General features: G+C 71.0%; 15 protein-coding genes. 4 read left to right on the top strand and 11 right to left on the bottom strand.

The genetic code is table 11. The features are described from left to right. Positions 1-232 precede the first annotated feature (232 nt). The gene (gene panB, locus ACFQU3_RS02685; protein ID WP_385906081.1) at positions 233-1,138 is read left to right on the top strand and encodes a 3-methyl-2-oxobutanoate hydroxymethyltransferase; all 906 of its coding nucleotides are present in this window, start codon (positions 233-235) and stop codon (positions 1,136-1,138) included. Positions 1,139-1,192: 54 nt separating this feature from the next. On the opposite strand, the gene ACFQU3_RS02680 is transcribed toward panB, so the two are convergent. Continuing rightward, positions 1,193-1,402, bottom strand: a complete 210-nt coding sequence (locus ACFQU3_RS02680; protein WP_385906078.1) for a methionine aminopeptidase — start codon at positions 1,400-1,402, stop codon at positions 1,193-1,195. An 89-nt stretch (positions 1,403-1,491) separates the two neighbouring features. Here ACFQU3_RS02680 and map point away from each other — a divergent pair, with 89 nt between their 5' ends. Both map and ppgK read left to right on the top strand, forming a co-directional pair. Continuing rightward, the gene (gene map / locus ACFQU3_RS02675) at positions 1,492-2,373 is read left to right on the top strand and encodes a type I methionyl aminopeptidase (protein ID WP_385906075.1); all 882 of its coding nucleotides are present in this window, start codon (positions 1,492-1,494) and stop codon (positions 2,371-2,373) included. Positions 2,374-2,449: 76 nt separating this feature from the next. Continuing rightward, entirely contained in the window at positions 2,450-3,208 is a 759-nt protein-coding gene (gene ppgK / locus ACFQU3_RS02670) for a polyphosphate--glucose phosphotransferase (protein ID WP_385906072.1), read from the top strand. A gap of 49 nt (positions 3,209-3,257) precedes the next feature. On the opposite strand, the gene ACFQU3_RS02665 is transcribed toward ppgK, so the two are convergent. The 8 genes from ACFQU3_RS02665 to ACFQU3_RS02630 form a co-directional block, all read right to left on the bottom strand. Next, positions 3,258-4,829 carry a hypothetical protein gene (locus ACFQU3_RS02665; RefSeq protein ID WP_385906069.1) on the bottom strand — a complete coding sequence of 524 codons (1,572 nt, stop codon included), beginning with the start codon at positions 4,827-4,829 and terminating at the stop codon, positions 3,258-3,260. Further along, positions 4,805-5,611 (bottom strand): ABC transporter ATP-binding protein, encoded by an 807-nt coding sequence (locus ACFQU3_RS02660; protein ID WP_385906066.1) that lies wholly within the window; start codon positions 5,609-5,611, stop codon positions 4,805-4,807. The genes ACFQU3_RS02665 and ACFQU3_RS02660 overlap by 25 nt, the downstream gene beginning before the upstream one ends. 22 nt (positions 5,612-5,633) lie before the next feature. Next, positions 5,634-6,287 (bottom strand): MBL fold metallo-hydrolase, encoded by a 654-nt coding sequence (locus tag ACFQU3_RS02655; RefSeq protein ID WP_385906063.1) that lies wholly within the window; start codon positions 6,285-6,287, stop codon positions 5,634-5,636. Between the two features lie 12 nt (positions 6,288-6,299). Then, the gene (locus ACFQU3_RS02650; RefSeq protein ID WP_385906060.1) at positions 6,300-8,264 is read right to left on the bottom strand and encodes a hypothetical protein; all 1,965 of its coding nucleotides are present in this window, start codon (positions 8,262-8,264) and stop codon (positions 6,300-6,302) included. A gap of 51 nt (positions 8,265-8,315) precedes the next feature. Further along, on the bottom strand, positions 8,316-9,332 hold the full coding sequence (locus ACFQU3_RS02645; RefSeq protein WP_385906057.1) for an aldo/keto reductase: 1,017 nt from the start codon (positions 9,330-9,332) through the stop codon (positions 8,316-8,318). A gap of 8 nt (positions 9,333-9,340) precedes the next feature. Next, complete coding sequence (locus ACFQU3_RS02640; RefSeq protein ID WP_385906054.1) at positions 9,341-9,781, bottom strand: MerR family transcriptional regulator; 441 nt, start codon at positions 9,779-9,781, stop codon at positions 9,341-9,343. Positions 9,782-10,228: 447 nt separating this feature from the next. Next, positions 10,229-11,479, bottom strand: a complete 1,251-nt coding sequence (locus tag ACFQU3_RS02635) for an aromatic acid exporter family protein (protein ID WP_385906051.1) — start codon at positions 11,477-11,479, stop codon at positions 10,229-10,231. A 97-nt stretch (positions 11,480-11,576) separates the two neighbouring features. After that, entirely contained in the window at positions 11,577-12,677 is a 1,101-nt protein-coding gene (locus ACFQU3_RS02630; RefSeq protein ID WP_385906048.1) for a YihY/virulence factor BrkB family protein, read from the bottom strand. Between the two features lie 149 nt (positions 12,678-12,826). On the opposite strand from ACFQU3_RS02630, the gene ACFQU3_RS02625 reads away from it, so the two are divergent. After that, positions 12,827-14,530, top strand: coding sequence for a serine/threonine-protein kinase (locus ACFQU3_RS02625; protein ID WP_385906045.1), 1,704 nt, complete (start codon positions 12,827-12,829; stop codon positions 14,528-14,530). 148 nt (positions 14,531-14,678) lie between these two features. Here ACFQU3_RS02625 and ACFQU3_RS02620 read toward each other — a convergent pair whose 3' ends face one another. Continuing rightward, positions 14,679-14,861, bottom strand: a complete 183-nt coding sequence (locus tag ACFQU3_RS02620) for a hypothetical protein (protein ID WP_385906043.1) — start codon at positions 14,859-14,861, stop codon at positions 14,679-14,681. A 206-nt stretch (positions 14,862-15,067) separates the two neighbouring features. Then, on the bottom strand, positions 15,068-17,488 hold the full coding sequence (gene ppsA / locus ACFQU3_RS02615) for a phosphoenolpyruvate synthase (protein WP_385906040.1): 2,421 nt from the start codon (positions 17,486-17,488) through the stop codon (positions 15,068-15,070). Positions 17,489-17,492: the final 4 nt, after the last annotated feature.

The following is a 17,492-nucleotide window of genomic DNA, read 5'->3' as shown; positions in this document are numbered from 1 at the left end:
TATGAGAGCACAGATGAGCGACAATGTGTCGCCTAGCAGCCCCGGATCCGGAAAAACTTGTGCCACAAGGCAGTTCAGCGCAAAGAACGTAAAATCTTCGTAAAGAACGCCGCGTTCGGGCTTGGCAGGACGGACCGTTCTCCGATACGGGTCACACGCGTCACAGCACTCCCACGTCAGCCCCCGCAACGCGGAGTGACGACCGCCGCCGAGCCCCGGATATGCTCCCGCAATGAGCACTGGCGCCCCCGAGGAGCAGAGTCCCTACGGTTCCGGCAGCCGGACCCAGGAACCCCCCACGGGCTCAGGTGCCCAGACTCCCGGCGCCGCGCCGGCTCCGCGCAAGGTGCGCATCCCCCACCTGCACGCCATGAAGGCGGAGGGTCGGCGCTGGGCGATGCTGACGGCATACGACATGTACGCCGCCCAGATCTTCGACGAGGCCGGCATCCCCGTCCTGCTCGTCGGCGACTCGGCCGGCAACAACGTGTACGGCTACGAGACGACCGTCCCCGTCACGCTCGACGAGATGATCCCGCTCGTGCGGGCCGTGTCGTCGGCCGCGCGTCGAGCCCTCGTCGTCGCCGACATGCCCTTCGGCTCCTACGGGGCGTCGATCGAGCAGGGCTTCGCGAACGCCGTGCGACTCATGAAGGAGGGGCTCGCGCACGCCGTGAAGCTCGAGGGTGGCACCGCGATGGTGCCGCTCGTCAAGACCTTGACGGACGCGGGCATCCCGGTCATGGCCCACGTCGGCTTCACGCCGCAGAGCGAGCACCAGCTCGGCGGCTACCGGGTCCAGGGTCGGGGCGACGCGGCCGACGCCCTCGTCGACGAGGCCCGGGCCCTGCAGGACGCCGGCGCGTTCGCGGTCGTCCTCGAGATGGTTCCGGCCCCGGTCGCCGCGCGCGTCACCGAGGTCCTCACCATCCCCACCATCGGCATCGGCGCCGGCAACGGCACGGACGCCCAGGTGCTCGTGTGGAGCGACTTCGCCGGACTGCGCAGCGGCAAGACCCCGCGCTTCGTCAAGAAGTACGCCGACCTGCGCGGCACGCTGCTCGACGCCGCCCGCACGTATGCCGCCGACGTCGAGTCGGGTGCCTTCCCCGACGCCGAGCACTCCTTCGACTCCTGACCCGGCCCGCCCGGTCGGCTGCAGGTCCCCCGACGCACGTCGGGGTGCTGACGCTCAGTCCTCGACGTCCCCGTCGCTTCGCGTGGAGCCGCGCTCGTTCCAGGCGCGGTCCTCGGCGTCCCACTTCTCCGTCTTCGCGTGCGCCGTGTCGAGGGCCGCCCGAGCCTCGGCCTCGGTGGCGTACGGACCGAGCACCTGCTCGCCCCGGCTGCGGTTCTCGTCGGTCTCGACCTGACCGGTGTCGACGTTGTACCAGAAGCTCACGAGCACACTCCTTCTCTTCCGAATCGAGCGGGTCCGCCTCGTGAGCGCCCCTCGTGGACGGCACGCGCTGACGACCTAGACTCCACCGTATGCCGTTGCTCCAGCCGCGGGTGTCTGCCCACCCCATCAGCCCTCGACGTCCGGTGCCCGCCTCCATCGAACGGCCGCACTACGTCGACGCGCCCAACCCCCGCGAGGACGGCGACGTCCGCGTCAAGGACGCCGAGACGGTCGAGAAGATGCGCATCGCGGGCCGGATCGCCGCCAGTGCCATGGTCGAGGCGTCGAGGCGGATCGCCCCCGGGGTCACGACCGACGAGCTCGACGCCGTCGCCCACGAGTACATGCTCGACCACGGCGCCTACCCCTCGCCCCTCGGCTACAAGGCCTTCCCCAAGTCGGTGTGCACGAGCGTCAACGAGGTCATCTGCCACGGCATCCCCGACGCGCGTCCGCTCGAGGACGGCGACATCGTCAACATCGACGTCACCGCCTACATCCACGGCGTGCACGGAGACACCGATGCCACCTACCTCGTCGGCGAGGTCGACGAGGAGTCGCGACTGCTCGTCGAGCGCACCCACGAGGCGATGATGCGCGGCATCCGCGCCGCCCGGCCGGGTCGCGAGATCAACGTCATCGGCCGTGTCATCGAGAGCTACGCCAAGCGCTTCGGCTACGGCGTCGTCCGCGACTTCACCGGACACGGCATCGGTCTCGAGTTCCACTCCGGCCTGATCGTGCCGCACTACGACGCCGCGCCCCACTACGACACCCTCATCGAGCCCGGCATGACCTTCACGATCGAGCCGATGCTCAACCTGGGCACCCACGAGTGGGACATGTGGGACGACCGGTGGACGGTCGTGACGCGCGACGGCTCCCGTTCGGCACAGTTCGAGCACACCATCGTCATCACCGACGACGGCAACGAGATCCTGACGCTCCCCGACGGCGCCGAGCGGCCGTAGCGCAGGGGACCGACAGACAACGACCTCGCACGACCTCGCACGACTCCACGACGTCCTCGACAAGGAAGCAGGGACCATGGGCAAGAAGGGCACGCCCCTCGGCATCGACATCGGCGGCAGCGGCATCAAGGGAGCCCCCGTCGACCTCAAGGCGGGCGAGCTGGCCGGCAAGCGGATGCGCATCGACACCCCGAAGCCGGCCACCCCCGATGCCGTGGCGGAGGTCGTCGACGAGATCGTCGACCACTTCGCCGACGTGACGGGCGACTCCCCCATCGGCGTGACGATCCCGGCCGTCGTCATCCGCGGCACCGTGCTCTCCGCCGCCAACATCGACCCGACGTGGATCGACACCGACGCCGAGGCCCTGATCCAGGAGCACACCGGCCGCGCCGTGACAGTGCTCAACGACGCCGACGCGGCCGGGCTCGCCGAGCTCTACTACGGCGCCGCCAAGGGTGTGAACGGCCTGGTCATCCTCACGACCCTCGGGACCGGCATCGGCACTGCCCTCATCCACGACGGCCGCCTCGTGCCCAACTCGGAGCTCGGCCACCTCGAGATCGACGGTTACGACGCCGAGGACCGCGCCGCGTCGTCCATCAAGGACATCGAGAACCTCTCCTGGGACGAGTACATCGAGCGGCTCCAGAGGTACTACGACACGATCGAGAAGCTCTTCTCGCCCGACCTCATCGTCGTGGGCGGCGGCATCTCGAAGGACAGCGACGAGTTCCTGCCGAAGCTGAAGCTGCGGTGCCCGATCGTGCCGGCGCAGCTGCGCAACCAGGCGGGCATCATCGGGGCGGCCCACCTCGCGGTCGACCTCGCCTGACCTGGCTCCGCCTCCGTCTCGCCCGACCTCGCCCGACCTCCCCCAGGGCTCAGGAACGACGCAGCGCCACCAGGAGCTCGGGCGCGCGCCGATCGTAGAGCGCGGCCCCGACCCGGATGCCCGCGAGCGCGACGACGGTACCTGTCCCGACGCCTACGACGCCCGTGGCCCACGCGGCGACCACCGAGCCCTGCCAGGCGAACCACGCCGGCACCAGGACCGGTGACGCGAGGGCGACGGTGCCGACGCTCGCCAGCGACTGCGCGGCGATCGTGATGCCGGCCGCACCGGGAGGCGTGTTGAAGGGGCTCTCGCCCGACGCCGGCACCGGGTAGGGCAGGACGACGCTCATGACGCTCGAGACGGCATACCCGGCGCCGAGCAGGCCCAGGCACACGCCGACGACGGGCACGAGGAGATCCCAGCGCCCGGCGACGGCGACTCCCACGACGCCATACACCGGCACGAGCGCGACCGCGAGGACCGCGCCGGGCACGAGGCGGCCACGCCGGTCGTCGCGCCCCGACGTGCCTGCAACGACGTGCAGCCACAGCGCCTCAGCCTCGTAGGCGACGGCGTTGTGCTCGCTCCACCCGAGCAGGAACGCGATGAGCGGGCCCATGAGCAGGGGCGTCCACCGCAGGTCGCCCGTGTAGTACGGGACGAGCAGGGCCAGCGGCACCAGCGGCGTCATGACCAAGCTGATCTGGTAGCGGGGGTCACGACGCCAGTACGTGAGGACGCGGGCCGCGACGGCTCCCACCGGGGTGCCGGGCAGTCGGGCGAGGAGCCCGAGGTCGTCGCCGACGGAGGCGCCTGAGTCGGAACGCGAGACGGCTCGTGGGTTGTCCACCTGGCCACGCAGGGCATTCGACCAGAGCCGGCCCACGAGCGCGAGGAGCGCGACAGCGAGGGCGAGCCGGACCAGGCCGGTGACCGTGGCACCGGCGGCGACGTCACCCGGAGCGGCCCAGGCCCACCCGAGCGGTGTCCACGCCACGACCTGCGCCACTGAGGTGGCCACGTCGCGCAGGTCGTGGTCGAGGTTCGCGACGAGCGAGACGACGGGGCCGATCACGACGAGCAGGAGGAGCCCGAGCACAGCCACGACGTCGCGACCGCGCCGGCTCGAGATCGCGTCCGTCAGGAGCGCGGAGACCCAACGGCTCGTCGTGATCGCCGTCAGCAGCCCGAGCGCCGTCGCGACGACGCCGACAGCCGTCGACGCCAGGGAGTGCGACCACGCGACGACGACACCGACACAGAGAACGATCGACGCGACCGCGGGCAGACCCACGAGCGCCGCGACGATGAGCCCCGTGGCGAGCTGTCGGTGCGGCACGGCGAACGTCGCGAACCGACCCGGGTCGAGGGTCGGGTCGGACCCGAACGAGAAGAGCGGGACCACCGTCCACAGCACGGTCCCGGCCGCGCCGGCGAGCGGGATGACGACGAGGGCGGCGTCGAGCGAGGTGCGGAAGGAGGCGAGGATGACGGTGAGCCCCACGACGAGGACGGCGAAGTAGACGATGCCGATCACGGCGCCGATCGCCTGCGCCCGGCTGCGGCGGAAGATGTTGCGCAGCAGCGCGAGCTTCAGTCGGACGAGGTGCGCAACCACGACAGCCCCACCACCTCGGTCGTGCCCCCGACGAGGTCGACGAACCGCTCCTCGAGAGAACGGCCCTCGCGCACCACGTCGAGCTCGCCGGTGGCGAGGACCTGACCGTCGGAGATGACGGCGACGTGCGAGCAGATGCGCTCGACGAGCTCCATGACGTGGCTCGAGAGCACGACGGTGCCGCCGGCGCCGACGTAGTCCGCGAGGATGCGACGGATCGTCGCGGCCGAGACGGGGTCGACGGCCTCGAACGGCTCGTCGAGCACGAGCACGCGCGGGGCATGGACGAGGGCAGAGGCCAGCGTGACCTTCTTCGTCATGCCGGCGGAGTAGTCGACGACGAGCTTGCCCTGGGCCTCGGCGAGCCCGAGTGCGGCGACCAGCTCGGCTGCCCGCTCCGACGCGAGGTCGCGGGGCATCCCGCGCAGCAGGCCGGCATACGTGATGAGCTGGAGACCGGTGAGGCGGTCGAAGAGCTTGAGTCCGTCGGGCAGCACCCCGATGAGCCGCTTGGCGGCGACGGGGTCGGACCACACGTCACGGCCGAGCACGAACGCCTGCCCGGCGTCGGGTCGCAGCAGACCGGTGACCATCGACAGCGTCGTCGTCTTGCCTGCGCCGTTGGGGCCGACGAGCCCGAAGAAGGACCCACGGGGTACATCGAGGTCGATGCCCTTCACGGCGATGAGCTCACCGAAGCGCTTGCCCAGCCCGCGAACGGCGATGGCCGGACCTTCGTTCGGATCGCCCTGTGGTGCAGGCAGATCGGCGATACCGCTCACGTCGCTCCCGGAGTCCCCGACCTCAGAACGTCGCCGACTCGGCGTCGCGCAGCGCGGTGTACGTCAGGCCCTCGACACCGGAGAACTGCTCGATGTGGCTGGAGTACATCGTGTGTCCGACGTCGCTGAGCAACGCGTCATGGATCGGGATGAAGACCTTCGGGGCGATGCGGCCCACGAAGTCGATCGAGTCGCGGCTCGCCGCCCACGGGGCGTTGAGCGGATGCGCCAGCACGTCGACCTGCCCGGGCTCGCCGTCGTACGCGTCGCCGGGATGGAAGATCGACGGCTCGCCGTCCGCACGCAGCACGACCCCGACGTTGGGTATGCGTGGCATCGCCGGATGGTTGAACGCGTGCAGCTCGCCGACGGGCGAGACCGTGACGTCGCCGACGGCGAAGTCCTCACCGTGTCGCGACGGCACCGCATCGAGCCCTTCGCCGCGCAGCTTCTCGGCCGTCAACGGGTCGGTGTGGACGGTCGCTCCCGGGTTGGCACGCAGCAGCGCGGGTACGCGCTCCGCATCGAAGTGGTCGGCATGGTTGTGGGTCACGAGGACGGCATCGAGGCCGGTCAGGTCCTCGAAGCCGGACGAGAAGCCGCCCGGGTCGATGAGGATGCGGCGGTCCGCGAGCTCGACGAGGAGACAGGCATGTCCGAGATGAGTCACACGCATGTCCCCACCTAATCACGCGCGACGAGGACGCATCCCGGAGACGCGGATCCGTCCGGCTCCCCGCTGGGGATCGACCGACGCCGTCGCTCCGGACTCGTGGCGCAGGTCGTAGAAGAGCAGGCCGATGCCGATGGTCGGGACCGGCACGAGCAGCGCGGTGAACGCCGCCGCAACGGCGTTGCACAGCGCCACCGGCCAACCCGTGACGAGCAGGAGCAGCCCACCGACGAACGGCCCGCAGAGGGTGGCGGAGTAGAGCAGGACGAGGGCGAGCAGCGTCGACTTGAGTCGACGGGTGCGGGTCAGTGCCTGGCTGCGCGCGAAGGAGTCGCGCACGCCGAGCTCCTCCTGCGACGCGGCGACGAACGAGACACACCAGAGGGACAGCAGCACGAGGCCGACGGGGGCCAGCCAGAAGCTGCTGAAGAGCAGCGACAGCGTCGCCGAGCCCAGGACGTAGACCGCAGCGGTGGTGGGACGCCAGGCCACACGCCGGGCGCCCTCGAAGGCGGAGACAGACCGCCCCTGCGCCGTTGCATCGAGCATGTGGAGCACGACCGACACGCAGCAGGCCTGGACGACGAAGAGGATCAGCCACGCCGCGACCCCCGCCACGACAGGCAGCAGCGAGTCGGCGCTCCCGTTCACCTCGGTGATGCTGGAGTCCTCGCCCGGTCGGACCGCCCACTGCCTGGCATACGTCGCGAGCACCACGGCCACGAAGAGGGTGAGGCTGACGGGGAGGAGCTGGCGCCGCAGGCGGGTCGCGACCCTGACCTGGTCGACGAGGATCTGCCCGGTGTGTCGCTCCCGGTCCACGGCATCCGGGTCCTCACGGTCACCGGCGCGCCAACGCGTGCGACGCGCGGCAGCCCCGACGAGGATCACCGCGGCGCCGGCGAAGGCGGCCACCACGAGGGGCCGCTCGAGTGCCTCGAGGAACAGCTTCGACCCACCCCCCACCATCCCGCAGAAGCCGTCGGCGGCGATGCCGGGCACCAGTGGGAGCGCCACCGAACCGGGACGCCCCTTCTCCTCGACCCAGGTGAGGGGCGCGCTCCACTGCTGCTTCGTGGCCGGTCCCGTGGGCCCGTTGTTGAAGGTCGGCGCGCGCTGTCCCCACCGACCGGCGTAGGCCAGCCATGCATACGGGTCACCAGCCGACGTCGGCGTCGCCGTGGGCAGCAGCGCGACCGCCGGGCGGACGGCCGTGCCGGGTGCCGAGGTGTCGTCGCACCCGAAGCCGGTCGCTGCGCTGCGGCCGAACCACACCGCCTGGGTGTAGTACGCGGCGTGCGAGCCCTGGCCGGGGTAGACCACGGGGTGCCCGTCGACGACCGCGAGCTTGCCGGTGTCGGCCCAGTTCGCGAGCTCCGCCCCCTCGTGCTGCGCGTATGCCGTCTGCCGTGGCCCCACGCGGAGCGCGCCTGCCGCGTCGTCGGCGTCGAAGACGAGCTGCACCATCTCCCAGTCGCCTTCGTGGCGGTCGTTCCAGTCGTTGTAGACCCACCAGAACCAGTACTGCAGGGCCACGACTCCCTCGTGGCCGGGCTCGGTGACGACGCGCGCGTACACGGTCGGCTGGTCCCCGGCGCCGATCCGTCCCGCCCACGACTCGTACTCGCACCGTGGGTCGAGGACCTGCCCGGGCAGGTCGAGGTTCGAGCCGGCCGGCGCCGCGAAGAGGTCTGCGGCGCGCGGCGCCCGGATGTCCCGCGTCGGCGTCCGGAGCACGACGTCGCTGCGGCCCAGGACCCGGTCGACCGAGCTGGGAAGGTACGGCTCCCCGTCACCGCAGGGCGCCGCGTGCTGACGCACGACGACGACGGGCGCGTACCGCTCTGCGAGCGTCCGGTCGGCCTCGTCCCCGTCGGCCGCGTGGGCCGGCGAGAGCTGCCCCGGGACGAGGCCGACCAGGAGCGCGACCGTCCACACGCCGAGGACTGCCGCCAGGCGGCTGCGACGCGTGAGGTCCATGCGCTCAGAACAGCACACGGGCCGGCGTCACGCACGTACCCAGGGTGGGGGTCAGGCGTCGATGCTCGACATGTCGCCGTACCGCTCCCCCGCGACCGCTCCACGCGGCACGGCTGCCTCGATGGCGGCCAGGTCGTCGGCCGTCAGCTCGAGCGAGACGGCGCCGACGTTCTCCTCGAGGTAGCGCACCCGCTTCGTGCCGGGGATGGGGGCGACGTCGTCGCCCTGGGCGAGCACCCAGGCGAGGGCGAGCTGCCCGACGGTTGCGCCCTTGCCCTGCGCGATCTCGCGCAGCCGAGCGACGAGGGCGAGGTTGGACTCGAGGGCCTCGCCCTGGAACCGCGGGAAGTACGCGGTCCGGCGCGAGTCGGCCGGCTCGAGGTCGTCGGTCCGGGTGATGGCGCCCGTGAGGATGCCGCGGCCGAGTGGCGAGTACGGCACGAGGCCGATGCCGAGCTCGCGCAGGGTCGGCAGGATCTGGTCCTCGACGTCGCGCGTGAAGAGCGAGTACTCCGTCTGGACGGCGGTGACCGGGTGGACGGCGTGGGCGCGGCGGATGGTCTCGGGCGAGGCCTCGGAGAGCCCCAGGTGGAGCACCTTGCCCGCCTCGACGAGCTCGGCCATGGCGCCGACGGTCTCCTCGATGGGCACCGTCTTGTCGACGCGGTGCTGGTAGTAGAGGTCGATGTGGTCGACGCCCAGCCGCTGGAGCGAGGCCTCGGCGGCAGACCGCACGTACTCGGGCCGGCCGTTGATGCCCAGACGCGTGCCGTCGGCCGCGCGCTCGTTGCCGAACTTCGTGGCCAGGACCACGCGGTCGCGTCGGTCGGCGACAGCCTTCCCCACCAGCTTCTCGTTGGTGAAGGGGCCGTACATGTCGGCCGTGTCGAGGAAGGCGACGCCGAGGTCGAGGGCCCGGTGGATGGTGGCGATCCCCTGCGCCTCGTCGCCGGTGCCGTAGAACTCGGACATCCCCATGCAGCCGAGCCCGATGCTCGACACCGTGAGGGGGGAGGCGACACCGAGCGTGCGGCGTCCGATACTGGTGGTCGTTTCGTTCGTGGTCATGTCTCGAGTCAAGACCTTCGAGCGCGCTCGAAGTCAACCGGTGCGCCGAAGGTCTCCGGAACGGCGGCCTCCAGTTTCGACTGGTAGATGCCGATCTTGTTGTCGATGGCGCCGAGGTGCTCGGTGACTTCGGCGAGCTGGGCGAGCACACGGGCCCGGTGCGTCTGCAGCAGCTCCAGGCGCGCGAGCTCGTTGCCGTCGCCGCGACGGCACAGGGCGGCATACGCCTTGACCTCACGGATCGGCATGCCGGTGGCACGCAGACGCGTCAGCATCGCGACCCACGTGAGGTCACGCTCGGTGTAGACCCGGTGCCCCGAGCTCGTGCGGCCGACGTCGTGGAGCATCAGGCCGTCGCGCTCGTAGTAGCGCAGGGTGTGAGTGGTCAGGCCGGTGCGCTCGGCGGCCTCGGCGATGGACAGGCCCGCGGTGGGCGCGATGACGGTCACCGGGCCATGGTTGCCCTTCGAGTGCGCTCGAAGTCAAGCGGAGTCGGGCCACGTCACGCAGGTGGAAGGCTTCCGTGCTGGCGGCCGTCGCCGACGCTCCGGCAGACGGATGTCCGCAGGTACCGCTGCCGACGTCGCCCCAGGCCGCACCGTTCGGCGGGATGCAGCCGCCGGTGCTGTGCGGCCGGCCAGGTCCAGCAGGTCCACTGGCCAGCGGTCTGCAGCCGCGTGCAGGCGTCGGGGGTCACGCGCGACGCCGGTCACGAGAGGCCGCGAGCGGGCGGTGGAGCGGGCGGTGCCGAGGTGCTGGGGTGGGCACGGTGACTTCTCCTCTCGCCGGGGTGACCGGCGGCCGTGAGACCTCGCTGTACTCACGTCCCGGAACACCCGCTGCTGGACGCGACCAGGCGGCCGCGTACCCGGACAACGACAGCTCGCGCCCTGAGGTCACGGTAGCGCGCCCCCCGAGCCCTTTGTGGGGGTTTGGCCACGACGGTCGCCGCCCAGGCGACGCAGGCCCTGCCACATCCGTGATGACGGCGGTGGTCGCAGCGGATCCGTGTCGGTCGGGACGACCGCGGCATGCCGAGACGCCTGCAGGTCGTGGACGGCGCGCATCGACTCACTGATGAGTGCGCCGTAGACCGGCCAGCTGTCCGGATCCTGCAGCGGCGTGGTCCGCACCTCCTCACGCAGCTCGGTGAGGACGTCCAGCGCGCTGTCGGTGGCCTGCGTGAACGCGGCGCTCGCCGCCTCCTCGTGAAGACCGAACTGCTCCACGGCCACCGCCATCGAGCTCAGTGCCTCGGCGTACCGGGAGAGGAAGGTGGTCGAGGGGGCCGGTTCGGGGCGCTCCGCGTCGCCGGCGTCGACCAGCGTCCGCGCGATGCCGGTGACCTGCCAGAGGGTGCGGCGCAGCGCCGTGACCGTGTGCTCGTACCCCTCCCAGTCGATGTCCGCGGGGCGGAGGTTCTCGCGCGGGTTGAAGCGGGTGCTCTCGCGACCCGTGTGGATGTCGTCGATGACGAACGGCGCCTTGTCGGCCACCTCGGTCCCCCGGCGGTACCACGCTCGTGCCACGTCGTGGTCCCACTCGTCCGGCAGGCCGTGTGCCATCTCCTCGAGCAGGTCGTGGACCTGACGGGCGAGTGCTGCGACCCGTTGCCGTGGCCGGGTGAGGTGCAGCGGCGCCAGGACGATCGCGTTCGTCGCAACCCCGATGACGCCGCCGGCGATCGTCTCGACGATCGTCAGGTAGGTGAACTCCTCGTTCGTGCCCTTCGCGGTGATGAGCGAGAGCAGCACCATCGCCGGCACCTGGATCCCGTGTTCACCGAGTCTCGACCACCGTCCGATGACGAGTGCGACGAGCACGACTCCGAACATGGTCCACCACGTGACCCCGACGACGGTCGCCACGGCCCACGCGACGCCCAGGCCGAGCACGACGGCGGCGATGCGCTGCGCGCTCGCCCATAACGACCGCACCATCGTCCGGTCGACGACGAGCAGGGCCGCCATGGGCGCGTAGAACGGGACCGGGCTGTCGAGGGCCTGGACGGCGAACTGCCAGGCGATCACGGTCGCGGCGGCGGCCTTGACGAGGAGCAGCAGCGCATCCCGCTCCGGCCCGGGCTCGCGCAGCGCCGTACGCAGGGCACGCAGCCGGGTCGCCGTGTCCTCGCGCCACCTGCTCACGGCCGGCTGCTCGAGGTGGGTCTTGCGTGACCCGCGTGCAGTTGAGGGTTGATCCGGCATGCCACGGGGGGCGGCGCCGGAACATCGTCGACGGCCATCAGCCCGAGCGCCGCTTCGCAGCCTCGGCGACGGCCCGCTGGTCCGCCTCGTCCATGGCCCGAGTGTCACGGGGCTCGGCGAACGGCTCGAGGTCCTCCGGCACCCCCTCGGCGATGGCACGACTGCGGTCCAGCTCGGCGTTGACCTCGGCGCCCAGCAGGATCGCGATGTTCGTCAGCCACAGCCACACGAGGAAGACGACGACACCCGCGAGCGATCCGTACGTCTTGTCGTACGACGAGAAGAAGGCCACGTAGAGGGCGAAGAGAGCGGAGACGATGAGCCACAGGACCACGGCGATGATCCCACCCGGGCTGACCCACTTGATCCCGCCCTGGCGCGCGTTGGGGCTCGCCCAGTAGAACACCGCGAAGAGCACCGAGACGATGATGAGCAGCACGGGCCACTTGGCGATCCCCCACGTGCGCAACGCGGCGTCACCAGCGCCCACGAGGTCACCGATCTGCTGGGCGACGGGTCCGCTCACGATGACGATGACCGCGCTCAGGACCATGACGAGAACCGCCAGGACGGTGACGCCGAGGCGGATCGGCACGGTCTTCCACAGGGGCCGCCCCTCCGGGATGTCGTAGATGACGTTGGAGGCGCGCATGAAGGCGGAGACGTACCCTGACGCCGACCACAGGGCCACGAGGAGACCGAACACGGCGCCCAGTCCGGCGGTCGTGCGGTTGGCCTGTGCCTGGGCGATGAGGGTGCGTACGAACTCCGCACTCGAGCCCGGAGCGATGGCCCGCACCTGGTCGACCACCTGGGCCGTCAGGTCCGGCCCGAGCAACCCGAGCAGGGCCACGAGCACGACGAGGGCCGGGGCCAGCGACAGGAGGCCGTAGTAGGTCAGGGACGCAGCAAGGTCGGTGAGGTTGTCGCGCTTGAACTCGGTGCGAGCCCGCTTCACGACAGCGAACAGTGACGAGCGCGGCAGGTCGGTGGGACTCTCGGGACGGTCGGGACGGTCGGGACGGTCGGGACGGTCGGGACGGTCGGGACGGTCGCGGCGGCTGGCGTCATGACGGTCGGGGCTCTCGCGGCGGTTGGCGTCGTCGTCCCGTGAGGGGTCGGGATGTTTGTGTGCCATGGCTGTCGCATACCCCGTACGCCCGATCCCACCGCAGGAGCGCGCGGTGCTGCCGCAGGAAGTCGAGCCGGCAACGGCGGCAGGCTGGCCGGCCCCGCGGGGCCGCGGTGGGTATGTGGCCGGATGATGTCACAGGAGGATTGCTGACGATGGTCGTCGACCAGCCGGATCTCGTGGGCGGACGCTATCGCCTCATGAACCGCATCGGGTCAGGAGGAATGGGCCAGGTCTGGCTGGCGTGGGACGAGCGGCTCAGCCGTGCCGTGGCGCTCAAGCAGCTGCACGCGCCCGTGGGCCTGCCCGACGATGAGGCCCGTTCAGCGCATGCTCGCGCGATGCGTGAGGCGCGCATCACCGCGCGCCTGCACCACCCGAACGCCGTGCCCGTCTTCGACGTGGTGGACGACGACGGCCGGCCGTGCCTCGTGATGCAGTACCTGCCGTCGCGCAGCCTGCACGACGTCATCTCCGACCGAGGCATGCTGCCGGCGCGCGAGGTCGCCCGCGTGGGCAGCGAGGTGGCCTCGGCCCTGGCGGCCGCCCACGAGGCGGGCATCGTCCACCGCGACGTCAAGCCCGGCAACATCCTGCTCACCGAGGACGGCTCGGCGCGGATCACCGACTTCGGCATCTCGCGCGCCCTCGGAGATGCGACCCTGACCTCCACCGGCATGGTGACCGGCACTCCGGCCTACCTCGCGCCCGAGGTGGCACGAGGCGAGGCATCGAGCCCGGCCTCCGACGTGTTCTCGCTCGGCGCCACCCTGTACACCGCGGCCGAGGGTGCGCCTCCCTTCGGGACGGCCGACAATGCCATGGCGCTGCTCCACCGAGTCGCGTCCGGCGTGATCAGGCCGCCGGCCGACAGCCCCGTCGCTCCGCTCCTCGCGAGGATGCTTGCGCGGGCGCCTGAGGACCGGCCCACCATGGCCGACGTCTCTCGCGACCTCGCCCTCGTCGCGGCGGGCCCGGTCGCGCACGAAGGGTTGGCTCCGGGCGAGCGCGCGCCCGACCCGGTGCGTACGCGTGTGCTGCCGGTCGTGGGCTCCGACGAGGCCGCACCCCCTGGGTCGACGGCCGCCGAGCCCCGGCCAGAGGCTGCGGTCGCGGGAGCTGCGGCCCCCGAGCGAGACGGGCCGGACGAGACCGAGGAGGAGGCACACGGCACGGCAGGGGCAGCCCTCGTGGCCGCCGAACCACCGGACCACGGCGCGACGACGGTCGTCCGCCGCCGGTCCCGGACGGTGCTCGCCGCCCTGGCGATCCTGCTGCTCGCGGGGCTCGGGGTCATCGTGTGGGCTCTGCAGGGCGACGGCGACCGCCCGAGCGGCGTCGCGAAGGGCGCTCCCTCGGCCAGCGCCTCGGCCAGCCCCTCGGCCAGCCCCTCATCGAGCCCCTCGTCGAGCCAGCCGCGCGAGACACCGAGCCCGAGCAGCTCCCCGGTGAGGACCTCGAGCGTTGGGGAGCCGTCGCCGAGCACGTCCCGGCCCGTGGCGACGTCCGCGCCGAGCACTGCTTCCAGGGGTACCCGACCGGCCGCGCTCGCCGGCGCGGTCCGCGACTACTACGCCTTGCTGCCCGGCGACATCGATGCGGGTTGGGAACGGCTGACCGCCCGATACCAGTCGACGACCGCCGGCAACCGCGAGACGTACGAGGCGTTCTGGGGCTCCGTCGAGTCGGTGGAGGTGCGCGGCGCCGAGGGCAGCGCACCCGACCAGGCCACGGCGACGATCAGATACGCCTTCGAGGACGGACGTCGCTTCGAGGAACGGACCGCGTTCGGGCTCGTCGACGACGGTGGCGTGCTCAAGATCGATCGGTCGTCGGTGCTGAGCAGCCGACAGCTCTGACGCCCGGTGCCGGCCGACCTCACGAGCCCCCGAGCCCGAGCCCACCGAGCCCCGCCCGGCCACGTTCGGGTGGCCGTGCCCAGTTCGCGGGCGGGGCGCCGTGCGGGCGGGTGCTCGGGATGGGTTCAGTCGGTGACGGGGAGACCCGTCACTGGCAGCGCCACATGAGGGATGAACGTCCGGCGTGGCGCTCTCGGTTCCGCGGGGCGCCGATCGGCGCGGTGACGCTCGTCGTGCAGACCTCGGCCAGCCGCTCGAGCATCGCGGCCCGCTCGCTGCCGGTCATCACCGTCATGGTGGTGTCGTCGTCGCCCAGAACCGCTGTGCTCATGGTCGTTCTCCCTGTCCGGTCCGGCTGGCGCTCCGATGTCGCCGTGCCCCACAGGTGTAGGTGTACCAGTCCCGTTCGCGAAATACATCCCTAATGCCCGGTTTTGTGCAAGGAAGTTTCAAGAACTGTGCAAGCAATCGTCTGGAGATCTTGCAGAGGGGTCGTCGGGGACCGGCTCAGGGGTACGGTCCCCGCCTTCTGTCGTGCTAGACGGTGCCGACCGACTGCGGGGCATGCTTGGCGAGGCGCAGCCAGGTCTCGACGACCGTGTCGGGGTTGAGCGACATCGACTCGATGCCCTGCTCGAGGAGCCACTCGGCGAGGTCGGGGTGGTCGCTGGGTCCCTGCCCACAGATGCCGACGTACTTGCCCCGCTCGCGGCACGCACTGATCGCCATGGCCAGCATCTTCTTGACCGCCGGGTCGCGCTCGTCGAAGGCCCCGGCCACGAGCGCGGAGTCGCGGTCGAGCCCGAGCGTCAGCTGCGTCATGTCGTTGGAGCCGATCGAGAAGCCGTCGAAGTGGTCGAGGAACTCGTCGGCGTTGACCGCGTTCGACGGCACCTCGCACATCATGACCACCTGCAGGTCGTTCTCACCGCGGCGCAGCCCGTGCTGCCCGAGCAGGTCGATGACGCCCTTCGCCTCGGCGACGGTGCGCACGAACGGGATCATGATCTTGACGTTGGTCAGCCCCATCTCGTCGCGCACGTACTTCAGCGCCTCGCACTCCATCGCGAAGCACTCGGCGAAGTCGGCCGACAGGTACCGCGCCGCGCCGCGGTAGCCGATCATCGGGTTCTCCTCGTGCGGCTCGTACCGCTCGCCGCCGAGCAGGCCGGCATACTCGTTGGACTTGAAGTCCGACATGCGCACGATGACGGGCTCGGGCGCGAACGCCGCCGCGATCGTGGCCACCCCCTCGGCGACGCGCTGCACGAAGAACTCCCGCGGGCCGGCATACGCCTGGATCTGCGCCGAGATCTCCGCCTTGACGCCCGGCTCCTGGTCCTCGAGCTCGAGCAGCGCCCTCGGGTGGATCCCGATTTGGCGGTTGATGATGAACTCGAGCCGGGCGAGCCCGACGCCCTTGTTCGGCAGGCGCGAGAACTCGAACGCCTGCTCGGGCGTGCCGACGTTCATCATGACCTTGACCGGGAGCTCGGGCATCTCGTCGAGCGCCGTCTCCGTGACGGTGAACTCGCGCAGCCCTTCGTAGACGAACCCGGTGTCGCCCTCCGCGCAGGACACCGTCACCTCCTGCCCGTCCGACAGGACCCGGGTGGCCGAGCCCGTCCCCACGACGGCGGGGATGCCCAGCTCGCGCGCGATGATCGCGGCGTGGCACGTGCGGCCGCCACGGTTCGTCACGATCGCGCTCGCGCGCTTCATGATCGGCTCCCAGTCAGGGTCGGTCATGTCGGCGACGAGCACCTCACCGGCCACGAAGTCGTGCATGGCGTCGATCGAGTCGAGCACCCGCACCCCGCCGGCACCGATCTTCTGGCCGATCGCGCGGCCCTCGACGACGACCGGCCCACGCTCGTCCATGCGGAAGCGCCGCAGCGTCGAGCCGGTCTGACGCGACTGCACGGTCTCGGGGCGCGCCTGCAGGATGTAGATGCGGCCGTCGACACCGTCCTTGCCCCACTCGATGTCCATCGGGCGGCCGTAGTGCTCCTCGATCCGCAGGGCCTGCAGCGCCAGCTCGGTGACGTCCTCGTCGGTGATCGACAGGCGCGGGCGGTCGGCCTCGGGCACCGGCACGAACTCGATCGTGCGCCCGACGCTCGCGTCGGCCGTGTAGACCATCTTCGTGGCCTTGCCGCCGACGCCGCGCTTGAGGATCGCGGGGCGGCCGGCCCGTAGCGACGGCTTGTAGACGTAGAACTCGTCGGGGTTGACGGCGCCCTGGACGACGGCCTCGCCGAGCCCGTAGCTGCTCGTGATGAAGACGGCGTCCCGGAAGCCCGACTCGGTGTCCATGGTGAACATGACCCCGGACGAGCCGATGTCGGAGCGGACCATGCGCTGAATACCGGCCGAGAGTGCGACGACGGAGTGGTCGAAGTCGCTGTGCACGCGGTAGGCGATGGCGCGGTCGTTGTAGAGGGAGGCGAAGACGAGCTTGATCGCGTGGAGCACGTTGTCGATGCCGCGCACGTTGAGGAACGTCTCCTGCTGACCGGCGAACGAGGCGTCCGGCAGGTCCTCGGCGGTCGCGCTCGACCGCACGGCGAAGCTCACCTGCTCGGCGCCCTCTCCCCCGCCCTGCTCGCTCACGAGCCGGTCGTACGCGTCACGGATGTCGCGCTCGAGGTCCTCGGGGAACGACTGCTGCTCGACCGCCTCGCGGATGCTCGCCCCGACGTCGGCAAGGCGGCGGGTGTCCTCGACGTCGAGGTCCGCGAGGAGCCCGTTGATGCGGTCAGCGAGTCCGTCCTCGGCGAGGAAGCGGCGGTACGCCTCCGCCGTCGTCGCGAACCCATCGGGCACCGAGACGCCGGCGGCGGACAGATGCTGGACCATCTCGCCGAGTGAGGCGTTCTTGCCCCCGACCGTCTCGACATCAGCCAGTCCAAGCTCGGCGAACCTCGCCACGTTCTCGCTCACTAGAGGTCCTTTCATCGTC

The organism is Terrabacter sp. GCM10028922, from assembly GCF_042666095.1.
In the GTDB taxonomy this organism is placed as follows: domain Bacteria; phylum Actinomycetota; class Actinomycetes; order Actinomycetales; family Dermatophilaceae; genus Terrabacter.
This window is presented reverse-complemented; position numbering and strand designations above follow the sequence as displayed.